The organism is Mycobacterium sp. (assembly GCF_050700595.1).
Lineage (GTDB): Bacteria > Actinomycetota > Actinomycetes > Mycobacteriales > Mycobacteriaceae > Mycobacterium.
This window is the reverse complement of the sequence record NZ_JBOHHI010000189.1, coordinates 1-18,328: the sequence shown is the minus strand read 5'-3', so window position 1 is coordinate 18,328 and position 18,328 is coordinate 1. Positions and strand designations below refer to the sequence as shown.

14 protein-coding genes and 2 pseudogenes are annotated in these 18,328 nt (G+C 62.3%); 7 read left to right on the top strand and 9 right to left on the bottom strand.

The window, feature by feature from the left end; all coding sequences use genetic code 11:
• Position 1 precedes the first annotated feature (1 nt).
• The 4 genes and pseudogenes from ACRDTL_RS17945 to ACRDTL_RS17930 all read right to left on the bottom strand — a co-directional run.
• Positions 2-460, bottom strand: a complete 459-nt coding sequence (locus ACRDTL_RS17945; protein WP_431508047.1) for a DUF6262 family protein — start codon at positions 458-460, stop codon at positions 2-4.
• A complete protein-coding gene (locus tag ACRDTL_RS17940) occupies positions 450-2,705 on the bottom strand; it encodes a tyrosine-type recombinase/integrase (protein ID WP_431508046.1) in 2,256 nt (751 codons plus the stop codon). Before ACRDTL_RS17940 ends, ACRDTL_RS17945 begins: the two co-directional genes overlap by 11 nt.
• A complete protein-coding gene (locus tag ACRDTL_RS17935; protein WP_431508045.1) occupies positions 2,702-3,820 on the bottom strand; it encodes a tyrosine-type recombinase/integrase in 1,119 nt (372 codons plus the stop codon). Before ACRDTL_RS17935 ends, ACRDTL_RS17940 begins: the two co-directional genes overlap by 4 nt.
• An 89-nt stretch (positions 3,821-3,909) precedes the next feature.
• Positions 3,910-4,042 (bottom strand): annotated as a pseudogene (locus tag ACRDTL_RS17930) (IS3 family transposase); the annotation flags it as partial.
• 135 nt (positions 4,043-4,177) lie between these two features.
• Here ACRDTL_RS17930 and ACRDTL_RS17925 point away from each other — a divergent pair.
• Positions 4,178-5,446, top strand: coding sequence for a glycosyltransferase (locus tag ACRDTL_RS17925; RefSeq protein ID WP_431508044.1), 1,269 nt, complete (start codon positions 4,178-4,180; stop codon positions 5,444-5,446).
• Positions 5,447-5,458: 12 nt separating this feature from the next.
• Here ACRDTL_RS17925 and ACRDTL_RS17920 read toward each other — a convergent pair whose 3' ends face one another.
• On the bottom strand, positions 5,459-6,580 hold the full coding sequence (locus ACRDTL_RS17920) for an NAD-dependent epimerase/dehydratase family protein (protein WP_431508043.1): 1,122 nt from the start codon (positions 6,578-6,580) through the stop codon (positions 5,459-5,461).
• A gap of 137 nt (positions 6,581-6,717) precedes the next feature.
• Positions 6,718-7,503: a phthiotriol/phenolphthiotriol dimycocerosates methyltransferase gene (locus tag ACRDTL_RS17915; protein ID WP_431508042.1), complete on the bottom strand. Its 786-nt coding sequence runs from the start codon at positions 7,501-7,503 to the stop codon at positions 6,718-6,720.
• 318 nt (positions 7,504-7,821) lie between these two features.
• On the opposite strand from ACRDTL_RS17915, the gene ACRDTL_RS17910 reads away from it, so the two are divergent.
• From ACRDTL_RS17910 to ACRDTL_RS17890, 5 genes are all read left to right on the top strand, one after another.
• Positions 7,822-9,090: a glycosyltransferase gene (locus ACRDTL_RS17910; protein WP_431508041.1), complete on the top strand. Its 1,269-nt coding sequence runs from the start codon at positions 7,822-7,824 to the stop codon at positions 9,088-9,090.
• 176 nt (positions 9,091-9,266) lie between these two features.
• Positions 9,267-10,853, top strand: a complete 1,587-nt coding sequence (locus tag ACRDTL_RS17905) for a GMC oxidoreductase (RefSeq protein WP_431508040.1) — start codon at positions 9,267-9,269, stop codon at positions 10,851-10,853.
• The gene (locus ACRDTL_RS17900; RefSeq protein ID WP_431508039.1) at positions 10,854-11,843 is read left to right on the top strand and encodes an aldo/keto reductase; all 990 of its coding nucleotides are present in this window, start codon (positions 10,854-10,856) and stop codon (positions 11,841-11,843) included.
• 355 nt (positions 11,844-12,198) lie between these two features.
• Positions 12,199-13,182 carry an FkbM family methyltransferase gene (locus tag ACRDTL_RS17895; protein ID WP_431508038.1) on the top strand — a complete coding sequence of 328 codons (984 nt, stop codon included), beginning with the start codon at positions 12,199-12,201 and terminating at the stop codon, positions 13,180-13,182.
• Between the two features lie 106 nt (positions 13,183-13,288).
• Positions 13,289-14,455, top strand: a complete 1,167-nt coding sequence (locus ACRDTL_RS17890; RefSeq protein ID WP_431508037.1) for a putative sugar O-methyltransferase — start codon at positions 13,289-13,291, stop codon at positions 14,453-14,455.
• Between the two features lie 124 nt (positions 14,456-14,579).
• On the opposite strand, the gene ACRDTL_RS17885 is transcribed toward ACRDTL_RS17890, so the two are convergent.
• The gene (locus tag ACRDTL_RS17885) at positions 14,580-15,251 is read right to left on the bottom strand and encodes a methyltransferase domain-containing protein (RefSeq protein WP_431508036.1); all 672 of its coding nucleotides are present in this window, start codon (positions 15,249-15,251) and stop codon (positions 14,580-14,582) included.
• A 302-nt stretch (positions 15,252-15,553) separates the two neighbouring features.
• Positions 15,554-15,740 (bottom strand): annotated as a pseudogene (locus ACRDTL_RS17880) (dodecin family protein); the annotation flags it as partial.
• 107 nt (positions 15,741-15,847) lie between these two features.
• Between ACRDTL_RS17880 and ACRDTL_RS17875 the strand changes: the two are divergent.
• Complete coding sequence (locus ACRDTL_RS17875) at positions 15,848-17,095, top strand: glycosyltransferase (RefSeq protein ID WP_431508035.1); 1,248 nt, start codon at positions 15,848-15,850, stop codon at positions 17,093-17,095.
• Positions 17,096-17,303: 208 nt separating this feature from the next.
• Here ACRDTL_RS17875 and ACRDTL_RS17870 read toward each other — a convergent pair.
• The coding region (locus ACRDTL_RS17870) for a GMC oxidoreductase (protein WP_431508034.1) at positions 17,304-18,328 on the bottom strand (1,025 nt) is incomplete at its 5' end.

The following is an 18,328-nucleotide window of genomic DNA, read 5'->3' as shown; positions in this document are numbered from 1 at the left end:
GTTATCTTGGGCGGGGCCGGCTGTTTAGCGGCGTGAGCTGGGCGTTTGCGTCGTGGACGGTGTCCGTGACGTGGGTGGCAGCGATGCGATTGACGCGGAGCTGTCCGTGTAGGAGCGCGATCTGGTTCCGCAGTTGGCGGGTTTCGTCGTCGAGTTCGCGAATGCGTTCGTGTGCGAGTGTGAGGCGTTGGCGCAGCGAGGCGTCGGACCCGGGCTCGATCCGGGCAGGTGCCGACGCCGACGGCTCCGATATGGCGGTCAGCTGGCGGAGTTGGTCGCGCAGTTCGGGCTGGGCATACAGCCATGAACGGGAGACGCCGGCGTGGGCGGCGATCTGCATGACGGTGCGCCGCTGGCCGGTTTCGCCGAGTTCGTGCAGGGCTTGTCGGGCGCGTTCGAGGGTGTCGGCGCGACGGCGTTGGGCAGCGGCCACGAGGTGGTGGCTGTTGTCACGGCGCATCGGATGATTCCTTCCGGCAACATGTTTCGCTGCCCGCTGAGGTGCACCGGCAGTCGTGTTGGTCGGCTTCGAGGGTGGTGATGATGGTGAGCAGGTTGGTTTCGACGGTGCGGTTCATCTCCGCAAGGCGGGTATGACCGTCGGTCTCGGCGCGAGCGATCAGCGCGCGGGTGCCGTCGAGCTGCTTGCGGTGCTGGGGCAGGAATTCGGCAGTCGTGACGAATAGCGGGCAAGTCAGGCATGCGTTGGCATGCGGACACGATTTCTGTAGCGGCAGGCCGCAATAGCCGTTGGGCAGCGCCATTTTCGCGCGAGCGAGGTTCTGTTTCATCCATTCGCCGTCGGCGAGCGGTCCGTCGAGCGTGGTGTCGACGGGCTCACCACGGATGTTGATCTTCTGGGCGCGTTCCCACTGCTCACGAATGGTGCCGTCGGCCAGGCGGGCATAGACAGCCGTCATGGTGTGGCTGGTGTGGTCGAGCAGCCGTCGGACCACTTCTTGCGGCACGTCATGGTTGATCCACCGAGTGGCTGCGGTGTGCCGGAACTGGTGAGCGGTGACATGGACTGGCTGACCGAGTTCGTCTGTGAAACCGCACTTTTCGAGCCACTGCCCGAGCTGGAGGTGGAACGTCGCGGTGGGGATGGGCAGGTGGCCGTCGGGATTGGCGCTGCTGCGCGGCAACAGCACACCGGTAGTGGGGAACCGTTGCCGGGTGCGTGCCTGCTGCTCCTGGATCATGGTGGCCAGTTCGTCGTCGATGGGTACCACCGCGTCGCGGCGCATCTTGTGGTTGCGGTAACGCAAATAGACGGCGCCCTGTGGGTCGCGGACCAGGCAGTCCAGTCCCAGCCGGGTGGCGTCGCCGATGCGCAGGCCGGTGCGGATGAGGATCTCCACCAGCAGCCGGATCCGCGGGTCGCTGATCTGGTCGAGGTTGGCTGGGCTTTCCAGCTGGTGCATGACGAACTCGGGAATTGCTCGCGGTGCCGGTGTCTCGTCGCGGCGGGGTTGGTCGCTGGGATACAGCTGTGCCTCAGCCGGCAGCGATGCCCACCGGTGCTGGCGCACGGCATAAAGAAACCCCGTCACGCAGCCGATGTCGGTGCTGCGGGCCTTCGGGTGCGGGATTTCGACCGCCAGTCGGGCCAGATAGGCCTCCAACGCCGCCCGGTCGAGCACATTCGGGCCGGGCGAGCTCACCAATCCCGGTGTCAGCCGCGACAACCGCACCAGTGCAATGCGGTCCCGGCGCAGCTGCCCCAGCCCGACTCCGCACGACATTCGCCAGCGACACCACCGTTTGACCAGCTCTAGCAGCCACGGTGGTTGCACCGCGGTGAAATCCAGGCGGGCCCGGTCATGACCGCAAACACCGAGCCGCCGTAGCCGCCACACGTCACGCTCGTATTCGCTGTCCCAGCCGGTCCCGTCGCGCAGGTCGAGCAGGCACTCGATCGCGTAACCGAGGAATGCGCGCGGGGTGTGCAGTGCGGCCGCGGTCGGCAGCCCGGCCAGCCAGTCATCGAGCGGACGCTCCAGCAGCGACTCGGCCCCAGTTGCCGACAAGTGGTCCAGCAGCGGCTTGATCGATCGCGGTGTTGTGCGGGTTCGGTTCGCATCGACCCGGCATTGCAACGCGTAGCCGATCTCCAGCCGCAACTGCGGCGCCAGCAGCCGCAAGTCGAAGCGGTCCTCACCGTAGCTGGCGCAGTAGGCGATGAACTCCGCCGACGACGGGCGACCACGCAGCCGCCAGCGCCTGTGGTGGGAATGACACCAGCCCGCGTCCAGTTCGGCCCACAACGCGCACCCCGGGATGGCGCACACCGCTGCCGGTGCGCCGGCCACCTGCGGCGTCCACTGATCCACCGCCGGGCGTCCGGCCCTGTCCCAGACACGAGAATGCTCGTAGCACAACCGATACCGATGCTGCCCGAAACCACAACCAGGCACCAGGCACGATTGCAGCGGCCGGTAACCCATCACCTCTGGATCAGCGGTCGCCGCCCACGCTTGCCGGTCCGGGCGACCCGCCTTTCTCCACCGGCCCAGATGGGCCGGGCAGAGCCCGCCGTAGCGACTCGAACGCACACACCCGGGCACCGCGCACGCGGGCGACCCCAGAATCGGATCCGCCACGGCGGGCACCAGCACCTCAGCCCGGAACTCCGGCCGCACCGCCGCACCCAAACGCGCAACCCAGCCCGATCCGATCGGGGCCGCCAGCGCCTCGATGCTCACAGCGACCCATCCCGATCGACCAGCCACCCTGCAGCCACTAACGCGCGGCGCGCGTCTTCGACCTTCAGATGCGCATACGCGTCACTGGTCGTGGCAATCGAGGCATGACCCAACAGATGGGCCACCACCTCGACCGGCACCTTGCGGCGCAACAATTCTGTCGCATACGAGTGGCGAAAAGTATGCGGCCCAAACATAATTCCGGTCCGCTCCCGCAATCGGCAGACCAAATCGTAAACGCTGGCATAGGTCAGCGGACCCCCGATAGGACCTGACCACAAGTTGACGAACACGTAATCGCTGTCCAGCTCGCCGTACTCGCCGTGCAGGTAATCCGCATACAGCCGGATCACCGCGATCGACACCGGCACCTGCCGACCTCCGCCCTTGGCTCGAGCACGATTCGCATTGACCCGCGACACCACCGACACCAGCCGAGCCGCGGCGTCGATGTCGCTGTGCCGCAACCCCAATGCCTCACCAACCCGCAGCCCCGATGCAGCCAGCAGGGAAAACAGGAACCGATCCCGCAGCCGATCACACGCCGCTACGATCGCCGCGGTCTGCTCCGCATCCAGCGTGTCCGCGATGCACCGCTCGGCGCGCATCCTGATCCGCCTGGCACGTTCTGGCCGAGACCCCAGGTGCGCCAGCAACGGTCGCCACGACCCACCATGCGCCGTGCGCCGCTGCCAGGCCGTCAGAAGATCCCCCAGATCCACGCCGTGGCGCTGATGGAACTCATAGAACGCCGAGATCGCCGACAACTTCCGGTTTACCGTCGCCTCCGAGCACACGCTCTCAGTGGTCGGCAACACCGCCACGTTGCCTACCCGCGCCGATGCCGGCAACCGCAGCCATGCCACGAACCGGCCCACGTCTTCCAACCGCACCCGCGACCACACCACGCCGCGCTGGTCAAGGAACTCAAACCAATCCCGCAGATCATGGGCGTAGGCCTTGACCGTGTTCGGTGAGCGCTCGACCGCGTGCAGATGCGCCAAGAACCCCTCGACCGGCCCCACCACCGTCGAATCCTGATCGACCAGGGTCCACGACTGCGGATCACCGAACGGCATCACCACCGGCTGCACCCGCAGACCAAGACACGTCACAGACACCGAAGATAACTGGTCCACAACGCATTTCCCGGCACCTTGAACAGCGTGTCGTCTACATCGTGGACGGTCTCCTTAGGGCCTCAGATAACGTTGGCACGCTTGAGTTCTCGGTTCTCCTGCTCAAGGTCTTTGATCCGCCGCGACTCCGCAGTCGACATCCCTGGGTGCGAATCCGTCGACGATATCGGCCCGACGCACCCAGGAGCGCACCGACTGGGCAAAACTTCTGCATTTCAGGCTCGATGGCGGGGGTATTGTGGTTGTGCCGCCATGCGGCTGACCAGGGGGACGGGAGGCTCCCGCTTCACATTTCGCATAACACGCAATGGGGACTGAACGCGAGGGTTCTTGGTGAAGTTTGTGCTAGCAAGCTATGGGTCTCGCGGCGATGTCGAGCCCTGCGCCGCTGTCGCCCGTGAGTTGTTGCGCCGGGGGCACGAAGTTCGCATGGCCGTCCCGCCCAACCTCGTTGGGTTCGCGAATACGGCTGGGCTTCCCGCGGTCGCTTACGGGCTCGATACGCAGGTCGTGGTGGAAGCGCAGGTCAACTTGGCGACGTTTTTTTCGCGCAACTTCTGGAGGATCCCGGATCTGATCAGGTCGTGGCGCGAACTTTGGCAGCTCGATCGCCAGTGCTGGCGGGAGATGAGCACAACGCTGACGTCGCTGGCGGAGGGAGCCGACCTGCTTGCCACCAGCGTGAGTTTCGAGCATCCCCCTGCCAACATCGCGGAGTATTACCGCATTCCGTTGGCCACGCTGCACCACCTCCCGGCGCGGCCCAACAGCCAGCTCCTGCCATTCCTGCCGGCGCCGCTGGCACGCTCCGCCATGGCGGTATACGACTGGCTGGGTTGGCGCCTGGAGAAAACGACCGAGGACACGCAACGCCGTGAACTGGGCCTGCCGAAGACCACGGGACCTTCGCCGCGACGGATCGCCGAACGTGGATCGCTGGAAATCCAGGCCTACGACGAGGTGTGCTTTCCGGGGCTGGCAGCCGAGTGGACGAAATGGAATGGCCGGCGGCCCTTTGTCGGCCCGCTGACGATGGAGTTGCCGACGGCCGCCGATGACGAGGTCGCGTCGTGGATCGCCGCGGGAACACCGCCGATTTTCTTCGGCTTTGGCAGCACGCCGGTCGAGTCCCCCGCCGACACGCTTGCCATGATCAGCGCGGCGTGCACGCAGTTAGGCGAGCGGGCGTTGGTCTGCTCGGCCGAGAGTGACTTCAGCGACGTCCCCCAACTCGAGCACGTCAAAGTGGTGGGCACGATGAATTATGCGGCTGCCTTCCCGGCCTGCCGCGCGGTCGTGCACCGCGGCGGCGCGGGCACGACGGCTGCGGGCCTGCGCGCCGGGGTTCCCCAGTTGATCTTCTCGGCGGACCCCGGCCAGATGCTCTTCGGAGCTCAAGTCAAACGGCTGAAGGTGGGTACCGCCCGGCGCTTTTCGAGACTTACCCAGAAATCGTTGGTCGCGGACCTGCGCCGGATCCTTGCACCGCAATACGTTGCGCGGGCTCGCGAGATCGCGACCCGGATGACCAAAGCCACCGAAAGTGTTGCGGCCGCCGCCGACCTCCTGGAAGATTTCGCCCGCCAGAGGCGTTTTGGCTGATCGGCGAAGGCATCAACGGCGTCCATCGTGTTCTACTGCGACATGGCCCGGTATATGTGTGTGATCGCTTGGCTCCAAGGGTAATTCGAGTTGTTCGCCGATCCATTCGAGCAGTGAAGCCAGGCCTTCGTCGAGCGCCCACTTTGGACGCCAGTAGAGCGTGTCCTTCGCCGGCTCAATGATGCAACTCGCGGCGCGCACGTCACCGTCGCGAAATTTTGGTACGACGATCGGTTCGGGGGCGTCGCAGATGGTGGCGATCTTGCGGGCCAGCTCATGGATGGTGGTCGCGATGCCCGACCCGATGTCGAGGCAGCGTGGCTCGCCCGCAGGCTTGTGTACTGTTGCGAACATCGCGTCGACGACATCATCAATAAAGACGAAATCGCGCACGATGCGACCGTCTTCGTAGACCTCCAACGGGCGTTGCTCGCCCGCCGATCGCGCGAAGAGACTGACTATCCCTGTATAGGCATTGGTCAGCGACTGGCCCGGCCCGTAGACATTCTGCAGACGCAGCACACTGAGACTGGTGTCATGCGCGGCCGTCCAGGCCGCCAGCATATGCTCTTGGGCGAGCTTGGTCGCTGCGTAAATATTGGTAGGTCGGGGCTCGGTCTGGCCCGCGCAGCTCGGAAGCGGCACCGCAGGTTCACCGGTGGGCCCCTGTGGATCCCAGATACCCGCCACGAGTTGAGTATGGGTACGAAGCCGGGGATAGAAGGTTTGTGTGCCGCAACGCCACGCGCCCTCGCCGTAGACAGCCCGTGACGACGCCAGGACGAGCTGATCGGGCACGAGTGCTGAGCGGCCCAGGGCGTCAAGAAGCTGGGCGGTGCCCACCACGTTTACCGAGCCGTGGCGCGTCGCCTGGGAGAGCGACTGTGCCGTTCCCGTTTCGGCCGCCAAATGGACGATCTGGGTAGGACGAAACAACCGAAGCACCGCATCCCAGTCCGGGGCATGGGTGACATCGCCGGTGAACAAGCGCACGGATGGCGGCAGGTCGATCGCTCGATGTGCGGCGTGCACCTGCGGATGCAAGACGTCCATGACAGCGACGTCGTAGCCGGCTTTCACGAGACGGTGTGTGAGCGCGGAGCCAATAAATCCCGCCCCACCGGTGACGAGCACAGATGTTGACAAAAGCCGAAGCCTCCGGTTCGTCTGCAGAAAAAGTAGGTAACTGACACGCGTCGCCCAGAGTGCGGTCCGGTTCGATCATATCCGGACCGCACCCGTCAACAGCCGGACTGCGGTACTCGAGGTGGTTACGACGGACCGCGATCGTTGCAGAAGCAGTACATACGCCAGCAAAATTCCCCACTTCGCAACAGCCGCGCAGTCTTCGACAGCACCATAGAGGCGAGCCATGGCGGACTACCGCCATTCAACTCCTGGTAGCGCGGCACATTCTTCTCTAATCCGAGTGCAATCTGCTCGCTGATAACCCTCTCCGACACCAACGACATAGGGCAATCGCTCAACTCCTGATCCCACTGGGCGATTCGGTCGCGTCCGTAGCGGACATCGGCGTACACGAGATGGCCCCCTGGGCGCAGCACACGAGCAACCTCGGCGAAGAAGCGCGGCATCGACGGATAGTAGGACGAAGCCTCGATGTTGAGGACCACGTCGAAGGATTGATCGGGGAAGGGTAGGTTCTCGGCGTCGCCACATACGAAATCCAAGCCGGGCAGCTGATGCCTTGTTCGGCAGAAGTCGATGCCGACGCGGTTTAAGTCCAGCCCCGTATAAGAGGCCGGACCCAAGGTGCGCACCAAGTAGGAGGCTCCGCCGCCGTGCCCGCAGCTGACCTCCAACACCTGTTTGCCGCCCAGATCCACCTGGGTCGCCGTACGGTGATAGAGCTGAATACAGAAACGGTTGGGCTCATCAGAGGCCGCCAGCGGCAGGGCCATCGGCGGATCCTCCTCGTAGCCCATGTTGAGGAACACAAAATCATCACCGCTGGCACGGGTGACGCGGGGATAGTAGTGCTTCGCCAGGAATTTCGAGGATCCCGCGATGGTTGCCAGGCGGCTTGTGACGCTCACGGGGGTGCTCTCCTAAATATTTCGCTTTGTCGGGTGTCCAGCCGGGGCCAGTAGTGGCAGGTGCCCTACGGCTGGCCCATGCTAGCAGGAACCATGGCACCCGGCTGGCCGCAAATTCGCCACCATCCGCTCATGCTTAGTGCGGGCCTCATCCTCACCGTTGACACCCCGCACCCCAGCCTTATCAGCTGGGAACTTTCGGGATCTCAAGTCGATAAGGCGGGTGTGGGGTTAAGCTCCCGAGCGACTAGCCTTTCGGGGGTTCGCGCTTTCATCGCGCACACTGCGCACAGGAGAAGTGAAGGACTAGGATTCGCGATGAAATTTGCGCTGGTGAGCGTTGGGACACGTGGCGATGTCCAGCCCTGCGCCGCCGTCGGCTGTGAGCTGCTACGCAGAGGGCATGAGGTGCGCATCGCCGTCCCGCCGGACGTGGTTGGCTTCGCCGAGGCCGCCGGGCTCCCGGCGGTAGCCTACGGGCTCGATACGCAGGCCACGATGGAGGCGAACCGCAACTTCTGGCGGGATTTGTCCGGCAACTTCTGGAGGATTCAGCATCTGAACAGAGTGTGGCGCCAAGCTTGGGAGCCCGTTACCCAGTCCTGGGGGGACATGAGCACGACGCTGACGTCGCTGGCGGAGGGGGCCGACCTCATATTCACCGCCATGGCGTACCAGGAGATCGCCGCCGACGTCGCGGAGTATTACGACATTCCGTTGGCGACGCTGGACCATGTTCCGCTGCGGACCAACGGCCAGCTTTTGCCATTCCTGCCGGCTCCGTTGGGCCGCTTCGCAATGACGGTCGTCGAGTGGTTGGTGTGGCGGCTTTGGAAGAAGGCCGAGGACGCACAGCGTCGTGAACTGGGCCTGCCGAAGGCCACAGGCCCCGCGTCGCGACGGCTCACCGAACGGGGATCGCTGGAAATCCAGGCCTACGATGAGATTTGCTTTCCCGGGCTGGCAGCCGAATGGGCGAAATGGAACGGCCAACGGCCTTTTGTCGGCGCGCTGACGATGGAGGTGCCGACGGATACCGATGACGAGGTCGCGTCGTGGGTCGCCGCCGGAACACCGCCGATTTACTTCGGGTTCGGCAGCATACCGGTCGAATCTCCCGCCGACACGCTTGCCATGATCAGTGCGGCGTGTGCGCAGTTAGGCGAGCGGGCATTGGTTTGCGCCGGCTGGACCGACTTCGGCGATGTCCCCCATTTCGAGCACGTCAAGGTCGTGGGCGCGGTGAACCACGCAGCCATCCTTCCGGCCTGCCGCGCGGTCGTGCACCATGGTGGCGCGGGTACGACGGCTGCGGGCCTGCGCGCCGGAGTTCCCACGTTGATCCTCTGGATGTTGGGCGATCAGCCACTCTTGGGGGCTGCGGTCAAACGGCTGAAGGTGGGTACCGCCCGGCGCTTTGCGAGCACTACCACGAAATCACTGGTCGCGGACCTGCGCACCATCCTCGCCCCGCAATACGTCGCGCGGGCCCGCGAGATCGCCACCCGGATGACCAAACCCGCCGAAAGCGTCGCGGCGGCCGCTGATCTCCTGGAAGGTTTCGCCCGCCGGAGGCGTGTTGGCTGATCGGCGAAGACGGGCTGTCGATGGGATCGCCGCCGGGCCGGCGAAGAACGCCACGGATGCACGACATGATCGATCTTTACGTGCGGGCGTTTTCGGCAAGGCTGGGTTGCTCGCAACGGCGAACGAGATGAGCAGGCAGGAAACGAGATAACGCACGTATGGGCAGTAGTGAATCAGTGTATGACGCCATTGTCGTGGGTTCTGGCGCCACTGGCTCGTGGGCTGTCAAGGAACTGACCGAAGGCGGGCTGAAGGTTGTCCTGCTTGAGGCCGGCAGGGACCTGGACATCGCCGGTGACTTTCCTGCCGACGCGGAGATGAGTGTGATGGGGATTGTGGGGCGGGTCAAATCGGCGATTGGGGGCCAGCCGGTTCAGGCGCGATGCTCGTCTTTTTCCAAGACCACCAAGCAGTTCTACGTCAGTGACAGAGAGAATCCCTATACGACGACACGGGGAAATAAGTTCCTGTGGTTTCGGGGCCGGCAACTTGGCGGTCGCCTTCACACGTGGTGGAGACACGTCCCGCGCATGTCGGATTACGAGCTCAAAGCGGCCAGTGTTCGGGGAGACGGTCTCGATTGGCCATTGTCGTACGATGACCTCGCACCGTACTACGACGTCGTCGAGCGGACGCTCGGCGTCTACGGGAGGCCCGCAGGCATTCCCAACTGTCCGGACGGACAGTTCATCGGGCCCGCGAAAACGACCAAGGTCGAAGAAGCGTTTTTGACCAGTGTCGGGAAACGACTTCCCGACGTCCGCATGATGTATGCGCAGAAGGTCACGTACGACCACAACAGGGTTCCGCTTCCGGTCAGGCTCGCTCTGGCCACCGGTCGCCTCGAGATTCGGACAGACGCCGTCGTGAGCCGATTGCTGATCGATGCGCAGTCGGGGAAGGCGACCGGGGTTGAATACATCGAGCGATTGACGGGCACTACGCGGGCAGTTCAGGGACGGGTCGTCGTGTTGTGCGCGTCGACGATCGAGAGCGTGCGGATCCTTCTGAACTCGGAATCCGCGAAGCATCCCGCGGGTGTCGGCGGATCGTCGGGCCATCTGGGTCGCTATCTGTGCGACCACGTTGCATACACACAGACCGGCACCGTGTCTGACGGAGATGTCGAGCTCCCTTTCAACGAGGATGCGTTCGACTTCGCAGGAACGGGTCTTTACATTCCGAGCTTTTGCGAAAAGGAGTCGAAGAACTTTCCCGGCGGCTACGGAATTCAGGTCGCGATTGGCCGGGGCGCGCCGGTGTGGATCATGAGCGCGTACGGCGAAATGCAGCCCCGGTACGACAATCACGTGTCGCTGGACCCGACCGTCAAGGACGCGTGGGGGATCCCGGTAGCCAGAATCGACTGCAGTCATTCTCGAGATGACGTCAATATGGTTGCGCACATGAAGCGGACGCTTCCAGAGATTGCGGCCGCCGGTGGCCTGCAGGCCGGCAGGAACCTCGATGTCGGTCGCTGGAACATCCCCCTCCGACTGCTTCTATCCCTGTTCCTCACCGACTCCGGCGCCTCATGGCCCGGGGCAGGCATTCACGAGACCGGCGGTGCGCGCATGGGCGACAAACCAGAGGACTCGGTGCTGAACTCGTACTGTCAGTGCTGGGATGCTGACAACGTCTTCGTGACCGACGGCGCATGCTTTGTCTCGCCCGGATTCCAGAATCCCACGCTGACGATGATGGCCCTCACGGTTCGAGCGTGTCGGTTCATCGTTGGTGACTATGCGAAGTGTGTGAGCTAAATGGACTACCGGAAGGTTAGCGGGATTGACAAGCCGGTCTCGCGCATCGTCTTCGGCACCGATCGATTACGGGGCCGCGGGTTGCCCTGGCTGCCAAATCGAAGTCTTGAGCAACAGGCCTTTTCGCTTTTGGATCGGTCATTCGAGCTCGGCTGCAACACCTTCGACACCGCGCGCATCTATTGGGACAGCGAACGGACGCTGGGGGCCTGGATTCGGGAACGCCGGAACCGCGACAAGGTTGTGGTCATCAGCAAGGGATGTCATCCCCACCTCCTGTTAAGATATCCACGGCTCAGTGCGTCTGATGTGACCCACGACCTGCACGCATCCCTCAAAGCGCTCGGCACCGATTCCATCGATCTGTATCTGCTTCACTACGACCATCCAAGGGCGCGGGTCGAACCGATCATCGAACGACTCAACCGTCACATTGACGAAGGCAAGATCGGCGCGATAGGTGCGTCGAACTGGTCTCACGAGCGAATTGGCCGCGCCAACACGTTTGCCACCGGCCAAGGCTTAAGGCCATTTAGCGCGTCAAGCGTTCAATTCAGCCTTGCTGAGTGGACGAGAGCTCCGTTCCCGGGCGCGGTCACACTGGGGGGCAACGGCCAGCGTGCCGCACGAGAATGGTATTCGACACGCGGGTTGCCTGTGTTCGCATGGTCCAGCCTCGCTCGTGGGTTTTTCTCCGACCACTACGATCCGAAGAATCCAGGCGGCAACCGGGTGAGCCGGTGGTGTGCAAGGTATTTCGGTACCGACGACAACATTCAAAGACTCGAACGCGCAAGGATGTTCGCGCGGGATCATCACGTCACCGTCGCGCAGGTTGCGCTAGCCTACGTGCTATGCCACCCGCTTCAGGCGTTTGCCGTGGTTGGTTGCAAGACGTCTGAGAAGTTCGCCGAGAACATGGCCGCACTGTCACTGAAGCTGGACAAAGCCACGCTTCACTGGCTCGCGACAGGTCAGTCCTTGCAATGAAGGTTCTGACCTTCGTGAATGCCTTAGCAGCGAGTCGGCATCATCGGCCCGCACGGGCAGCAGCGTCGGTACCCGGCGAAGCGGTGATAATTTTGTGTTTCGTACACAGCATCTTTCGTATGACGGCACGATCTGGCAGAAGACAAACAGCGCGATTGGAGCATGGTGAGGCAGAACATCTCGCTGGACCAGCCCGTCGGGGCGGAGACGTGGCTGATCCCGCGCGAGGCAGACCGCCAGGTCGATGTCACCCGTCCAAGTCCGCTGACGCGCATAGGCGCGCCGCTCGGATCCCCGGTAGCCGGTGGCGTCGATGCGCTCATCGCATAACCGCCACAACTGGATCCGACCTCAAATGGCTGTGCAACGAGTGTTAGCTTATCTTACTAAAGCTTGGCGGCTTTTCCAGGGAATCGCGCTCCGGGCAATCGTCTACTTGACGCGGATTCCGCTGGTTCAAAGGATGGCTTCTTTCGGCGAGCCATACTTTTTAAGACGAATGCTGGAGAAAACAACGACGCCTGGACCCGGCGGCCGAGCAGTAGGTTACCTGTTCCGGAATCACGACCCCGGACTATCCGCAAAAGACATCTATCGAGATATTTTCTCTTCAGAGCGGTTCGAACAGGGTTACCAAAGCCAAATGGGGCAGGATATATTTCTGAATCGGTGGTTCTTCAAGAACCGAGGACCCGGTTTCTTCGTTGACGTGGGCGCATTCGACGGAGTTCTGGGCAGCAATACCTTTTACTTCGAAAAGCGCTTGCACTGGAAAGGTATTGCGTTTGAGCCCAGTCCGTCCGCATTTGAGGTTTTACGAACTACTCGATCCTGCCGTTTGATCCAAGGGTGCGCCTATTATCGGGACGGTCAGGTTCCTTTCCTTGCACTCTCAGAGAGAGCGCAGCACAACGGCGCTACGTCGCGTCCATTTCGCAGCGAGCTACCGATGATATTCGACTCGATCCATGGGGGCGCCATGCTGGGTGGAATACCTGAGCACATGAATCAACTTCAGTGGGTGGAATCGATACGCGGGCCCATGAAACTCAACCAAACTCTGGCGACCGTGTCATGCTATCGTATCGATACCGTGCTCAATGATTCCGGTGTGCAAATCGTGGATTACCTGTCAATCGATGTCGAAGGTGCTGAGCTCGAAGTTCTGCGTGGCATTGACTTCGAGAGGGTGCACGTCAACGTCATAGGCATAGAGCACAATCATAGGTTCTCCGAAGTTTATGATTTGCTAACAACGTCAGGCTTCGAGTATCACGGCATGCTTTTCTATGACGAAATCTTTGTACACAAACGCCCTCGTTACACTTGGGACGTCTAGCGGGGGACGTCGAGCGGGATCTTTCGCGTGGGTGACCTGCTGGCCTGGGCAGCCCTCGACGGAGCGCGGAACCAACCGGTGGCGGTGGCGGTGGCGAACAGCACCCGTGATCGGACACGCGGTCAAGCCCGGCCTGGTCGTGATTTGGTCGGGGGCGGCTCGACCTGGCCCGAACACCGACAGCCGGCGTAACGGTGCAATGATGGGGCGGAAGACAACGAGCGGTGATTGGAGCGTGGTGGGGGGAAGCATCTCGTTGGGCCAGCGCGTCGAGGCGCTGACATGGTTGATCTCGTTCAGGGCACGGCAGATCAACGCCGCCCGAGCGCACGTCGGTTCATGGCTTCGCAACCGGAGGGGCCACTCGGGCCGGGGCATCGCTCCCGCCGATCGCGCCGCCCTGCGTGCGACAAATCCCGAGCTCCAGGCGCTACGTCAGCGCTATGCCGGAGTGCAAGACATCATCCGCACATCGCCCGTTTGGCGTCCTGGTCATGTCGCGCCGGAGGATCTGCTCCATTTCCGAGGTGACAATGCCTACGTCTTCCAGTTTCGGGACAACAATACGCCGGAAAAATATGTTCTGACATATTTGTATTTGAAAACCATCGACGCGCTGGGCCTTCTCGACCTCCTCACCGAGGACGGTGACTACGGCGTATTTACGTTTCCGACAGGCGACACCGACAAGGACGGAAATAAGAGATTCGTCAGCCGCGACCTCCTGGATTCGGTCTGTGAGCTGCTATTCCTGGAGCGGGCGCTGCAGATCTCGCACCGGCAGGGGTTGAAGGTGCTCGATATCGGCGCGGGATACGGCAGGCTTGCCTACCGCGCCGTCACGGCGCTTGGCAACATCGAAACCTATTTTTGCATCGACGCTATCCCGGAGTCGACCTTCATTTCCTCGTATTACCTGTCGAGAAAGGGCGCGGCACATACGCGTGTCGTCGCGTTCGACGATCAGCAGGATCTCGTCGCCGGAACGATCGACCTAGCGATCAACATCCATAGCTTCTCCGAATGTTCGATCGAAGCTGTCGATTACTGGGTCTCCCGATGCGCCGAGTTGAAGATCGAATATCTTTTTATCGTCCCCAACATGAGCACAGATGGGGAAAAGGCCGTACGGTTGATCAACGGAATCGATTTCAGTCCATTACTCGCAAAATATGGTTACCAGTTGTGTCATGTCGAGCCGAAATACGGAAACCCAGAGGTGCAAAAATATGGAGTTTCCCCTAAATGGTATTACCTTTTTCGCGCCGCATAAGCGTGGTCAGCGCCGTTATATTTCTTGAATTCGCGTACCGAGTCGATCGGATTCTGCGTCTTCCCGCTGTTGCGGGTGAACTCGTGGTCCGTCGGCTCGTGCGAGTCCGCTCGTAGGTGTGTGATCACTTCTGCGCAAACGCCCACACCGAGACGGGATAGTTGGGTTCGTTGTGCAGGGAATGCCACCAGCGCCGGTACCGAGTCCAGCGAGTAAAATTGGCGCGGGCACAGGCCATATTTCCCCAAGAACCGGTGCGGATCCGCTCCAGATCGAAGCCGCACTCGGCCAGAAAGTATCGCATGCCGGTTTCGGTCCAGCGCGAACAGTCGACCGGCGCGTGGTGAACCCGAATCAGAAAAGGAGTGGTCGTCAGAAAGTAGCCGCCGGGGCGGAGCATTTGATACACATGCTTTCCGGCACGGTAAGGCCACAACAGATGCTCGAACACCTGCTCCGCCAAGATCAGATCGAACTGCTCGGTCAAGGCGGACGTGCAGATGTCGAATTCGGGATAGTGAACCGATCGGTAAGTCTTGAACTGCTCGATGCGGCCCCAGTAATCACCGGAAAGCTCCAGTGCGCTGAGTTGGTGAGGCTGGACACTCTGCACCAGTTTCCGCGTTTCACGGTCCATCACTCTGCGAACCCAATAGACCGACGGGTCCGGCCAAAACAGACGACGATACAGGCGCGGTAACAGCGCATAGCCAGGCAATGACTTGACTGAGGTCGGTGTCGTCAAGCGCTGGCCGCGGCCAGCCAAGTGAGCTTCGTCTTCGCCTAAGTCACTCATGGTGCGATCTCCCCTCGTCGTAGCGCGAACCGCCAAATATATAACCCTGATGTGTCGTTCCGCGCGGCAAGTTGCGAAACTGCGAAGTAGGCCACCATCCCAAACCGCGTGCTCTGGAAGGCTCTACGTGCGTACCCGGCTGCGCTCGGCGCAGCGCCGCTCGCAGCTCACCGAACTCATGGCAGCCAGCTGAGCACATGACTTCGATGAAGACTGTGCTCCCGCGGGTCGTCAGGGCCGACCAGGATGAGTGTTCGTTCGGAGTTCCGCGCCCGAGACATCATGTGAAGAGCCATTCTATCGGTGTCTTCCGACTGAAAGCCGACTTTGATCGTTATTTGGAAGTGTGCAATAGCTCGGTTGGCGAGGTAGCCATGAACCGATTCACTTCGAACCAGTCGAGTACGCTATGGCCTCGGCCGCTCGTTCCATGCCGTTGCGGATCACCGGGACGATTCCATCGGGTTGTGTTCCGATATTCTCGATCACGCGGGAGGTAGTGGGCTAAGCTGCCGGGCGGTTGAGCAGGGGGCACGCGGGGTTCCCGCTTTCATTTCGCAGAACGCGCACGGGAAGTGAGAGGCTAAAGATCCGCGATGCGGTTTGTGCTGGCAAGCTATGGAAGTCGTGGCGATGTCGAGCCCTGCGCCGCCGTCGGCCGTGAACTGCTGCGCCGGGGGCACGAAGTGCGCGTGGCTGTCGCGCCTGACCTGGTTGGCTTCGCCGAGTCGACTGGGCTTGCGGCGGTCCCCTACGGGCTAGAAACGCGACGGTGGGTAGATGGGCAACGCGACTTTGAGACGTCTTTATTCCGTCACTTCTGGAAGATCCGGGAGTTGATCAAGTCGGGGCGCAAAAGTTGGGAGTTGTTTACCCAGTCCTGGGAGGACATCAGCGCGACGCTGATGTCGCTGTCAGAGGGGGCCGACTTGCTGTTCACCGGCGTGCCTTTCGAGGGGTCTGCCGTCAACGTCGCGGAGTATTACGACATTCCGTTGGCCACGATGCATACCTGCCCGACGCGGCCCTACGGCCAGGCGGTGGGCCGCATCGCAGGGACGGTCGTCGAGTGGCTGGTTTGGCTCCTTTGGAAGAAGTTTGAGGACGCACAGCGCCGTGAACTCTGCCTGCCGAAGGCCAAATCCCCCTGGCAGCGGCGGATCGCCCAACGCGGATCGCTGGAAATTCAGGCCTACGATGAGGTGTGGTTTCCCGGGCTGGCAGCCCAATGGGCGAAATGGAATGGCCGGCGGCCCCTTGTCGGCGCGCTGACAATGGAGGTGCCGACGAATGCCGATGAGGAGGTCGCGTCGTGGATTGCCACCGGAACACCGCCGATTTACTTCGGGTTTGGCAGCATACCGGTCGAATCCCCCGCCGATACGCTCGCCATGATCGGCGCGGCGTGCGCGCAGTTAGGCGAGCGGGCGTTGGTTTGCTCGGCCGAGAGTGACTTCAGCGACGTCCCCCGCTTCGAGCACGTCAAGGTGGTGGGCGCGGTGAACCACGCGGCCATTTTTCCGGCCTGCCGAGCGGTCGTGCACCATGGTGGGGCGGGCACCACGGCCGCGGGCCTTCGCGCCGGAGTTCCCACGTTGATCCTGTGGATGTTGGCGGATCAGCCGCGCTGGGCAGCTCGGGTCAGACGGCTGAAAGTTGGCTCTGGAAGACGCCTTTCGGCCGCTACCACAGAATCTTTGGTCGCGGACTTGCGCACCATCCTCACGCCGGAATACGTCGCGCGGGCCCGCGAGATTGCCACCCGGATGACCAAACCCGCTGAAAGCGTTGCGGCGGCCGCTGATCTCCTGGAAGATTTCGCCCGCCAGAGGCGTGTTGGCTGATCCGCGGAGGCGGCCGTCGGGATGATCGGCGCGGGCCAGCGAGTCAGGCTTACCCGGTCTTGAGCAACCAAGATGCCGCGGTGTGGCGACAATGGATCTCGGATGCTACGGAGTCCTCATCGCGGTGGGGGCCTTCCGCTGCGCAAGCCCACGTGAACGCTAATCCGTTCGCCCAGCAGATACTTCGGGCAACATGATCGGTATTTGGCTAGCTGGCGAAATGCGCCTGATTCACGTGTGCGGCCACCCGCAAGGCGTTGGCCGCGATCGTCAAACTGGGATTCAAACCGGTGCTGGAGGGAAAGAACGACCCGTCCACCACGTAGAGGTTGTCCACTTCGTGCGCACGGTTGTGTGGATCCAGCACACTGGTTTTGGGATCGGTACCAAAACGGCACGTGCCGCAGACGTGAGCCAGCGCCGCGTTGTTTGTGGCACCGCGCAGGGTGATTCTGCGAAACGGCTCGAAGGTCTTTTTGAACTGCTGCAAAAACACCGCCCGGCGCTCGATCTCACTGGCGTGCAAACGATACTGAAGTCGCAGCCGCTGGCGGCCGTCCGAGCCTGGCTGATCCGATGGCAGCACGCGGTTATCCAGATAGGGCAGATCTTCCAACATCGCCGCCAGCACCAGTCCGCCGCTGAAGAACCGCTCGTAGATCGGGCGCGCCGCCGGTCTCATCAGGCGCAGCGCCTTGGCCTGCCAGCCGGGGTGGTTGGTCAGCGCCTCCATGGGCGGCATCGCGCCACCTGACTGCACGGTGCCGTATTTCTGCCCCTCCCAGAAATAAAAATCGCTCAGCCCGATCTGCTTGTTCTCGGCTGTGATCTTGGAACCGCGATGCGGCCAGACCTCGATAAAGTCAACTAAATGACGCATCAAGTTGCGGCCCACCCAGTCCGAGCCGTTGGCCAGTCCGTTTGGCCAGTCGCCGGACCGGGAATTGAGCAGCAGCACCGGGGTGATCAGCGCACCGGCGGCCAACACCACCACCTTGGCCTTCAGCGCCAGCATGCCGCAGCGATGTTGGCAGGTCACTTGGCGGACCCCGGTGCGGTCGGCGTCGAGGCGCACGACCCGACATTCGGTCAGCAGCTGGGCGCCGTGCTCGGCAAGGGCCGGCACCAGGCAATTGCGGGCGGCATCATTTTTGCACGACTGGTCGCACAGATAACTCTGACAGGTGGCACAACCATCGGTGTAATCACAGGCCATCGGCAGGTGATAGGGAT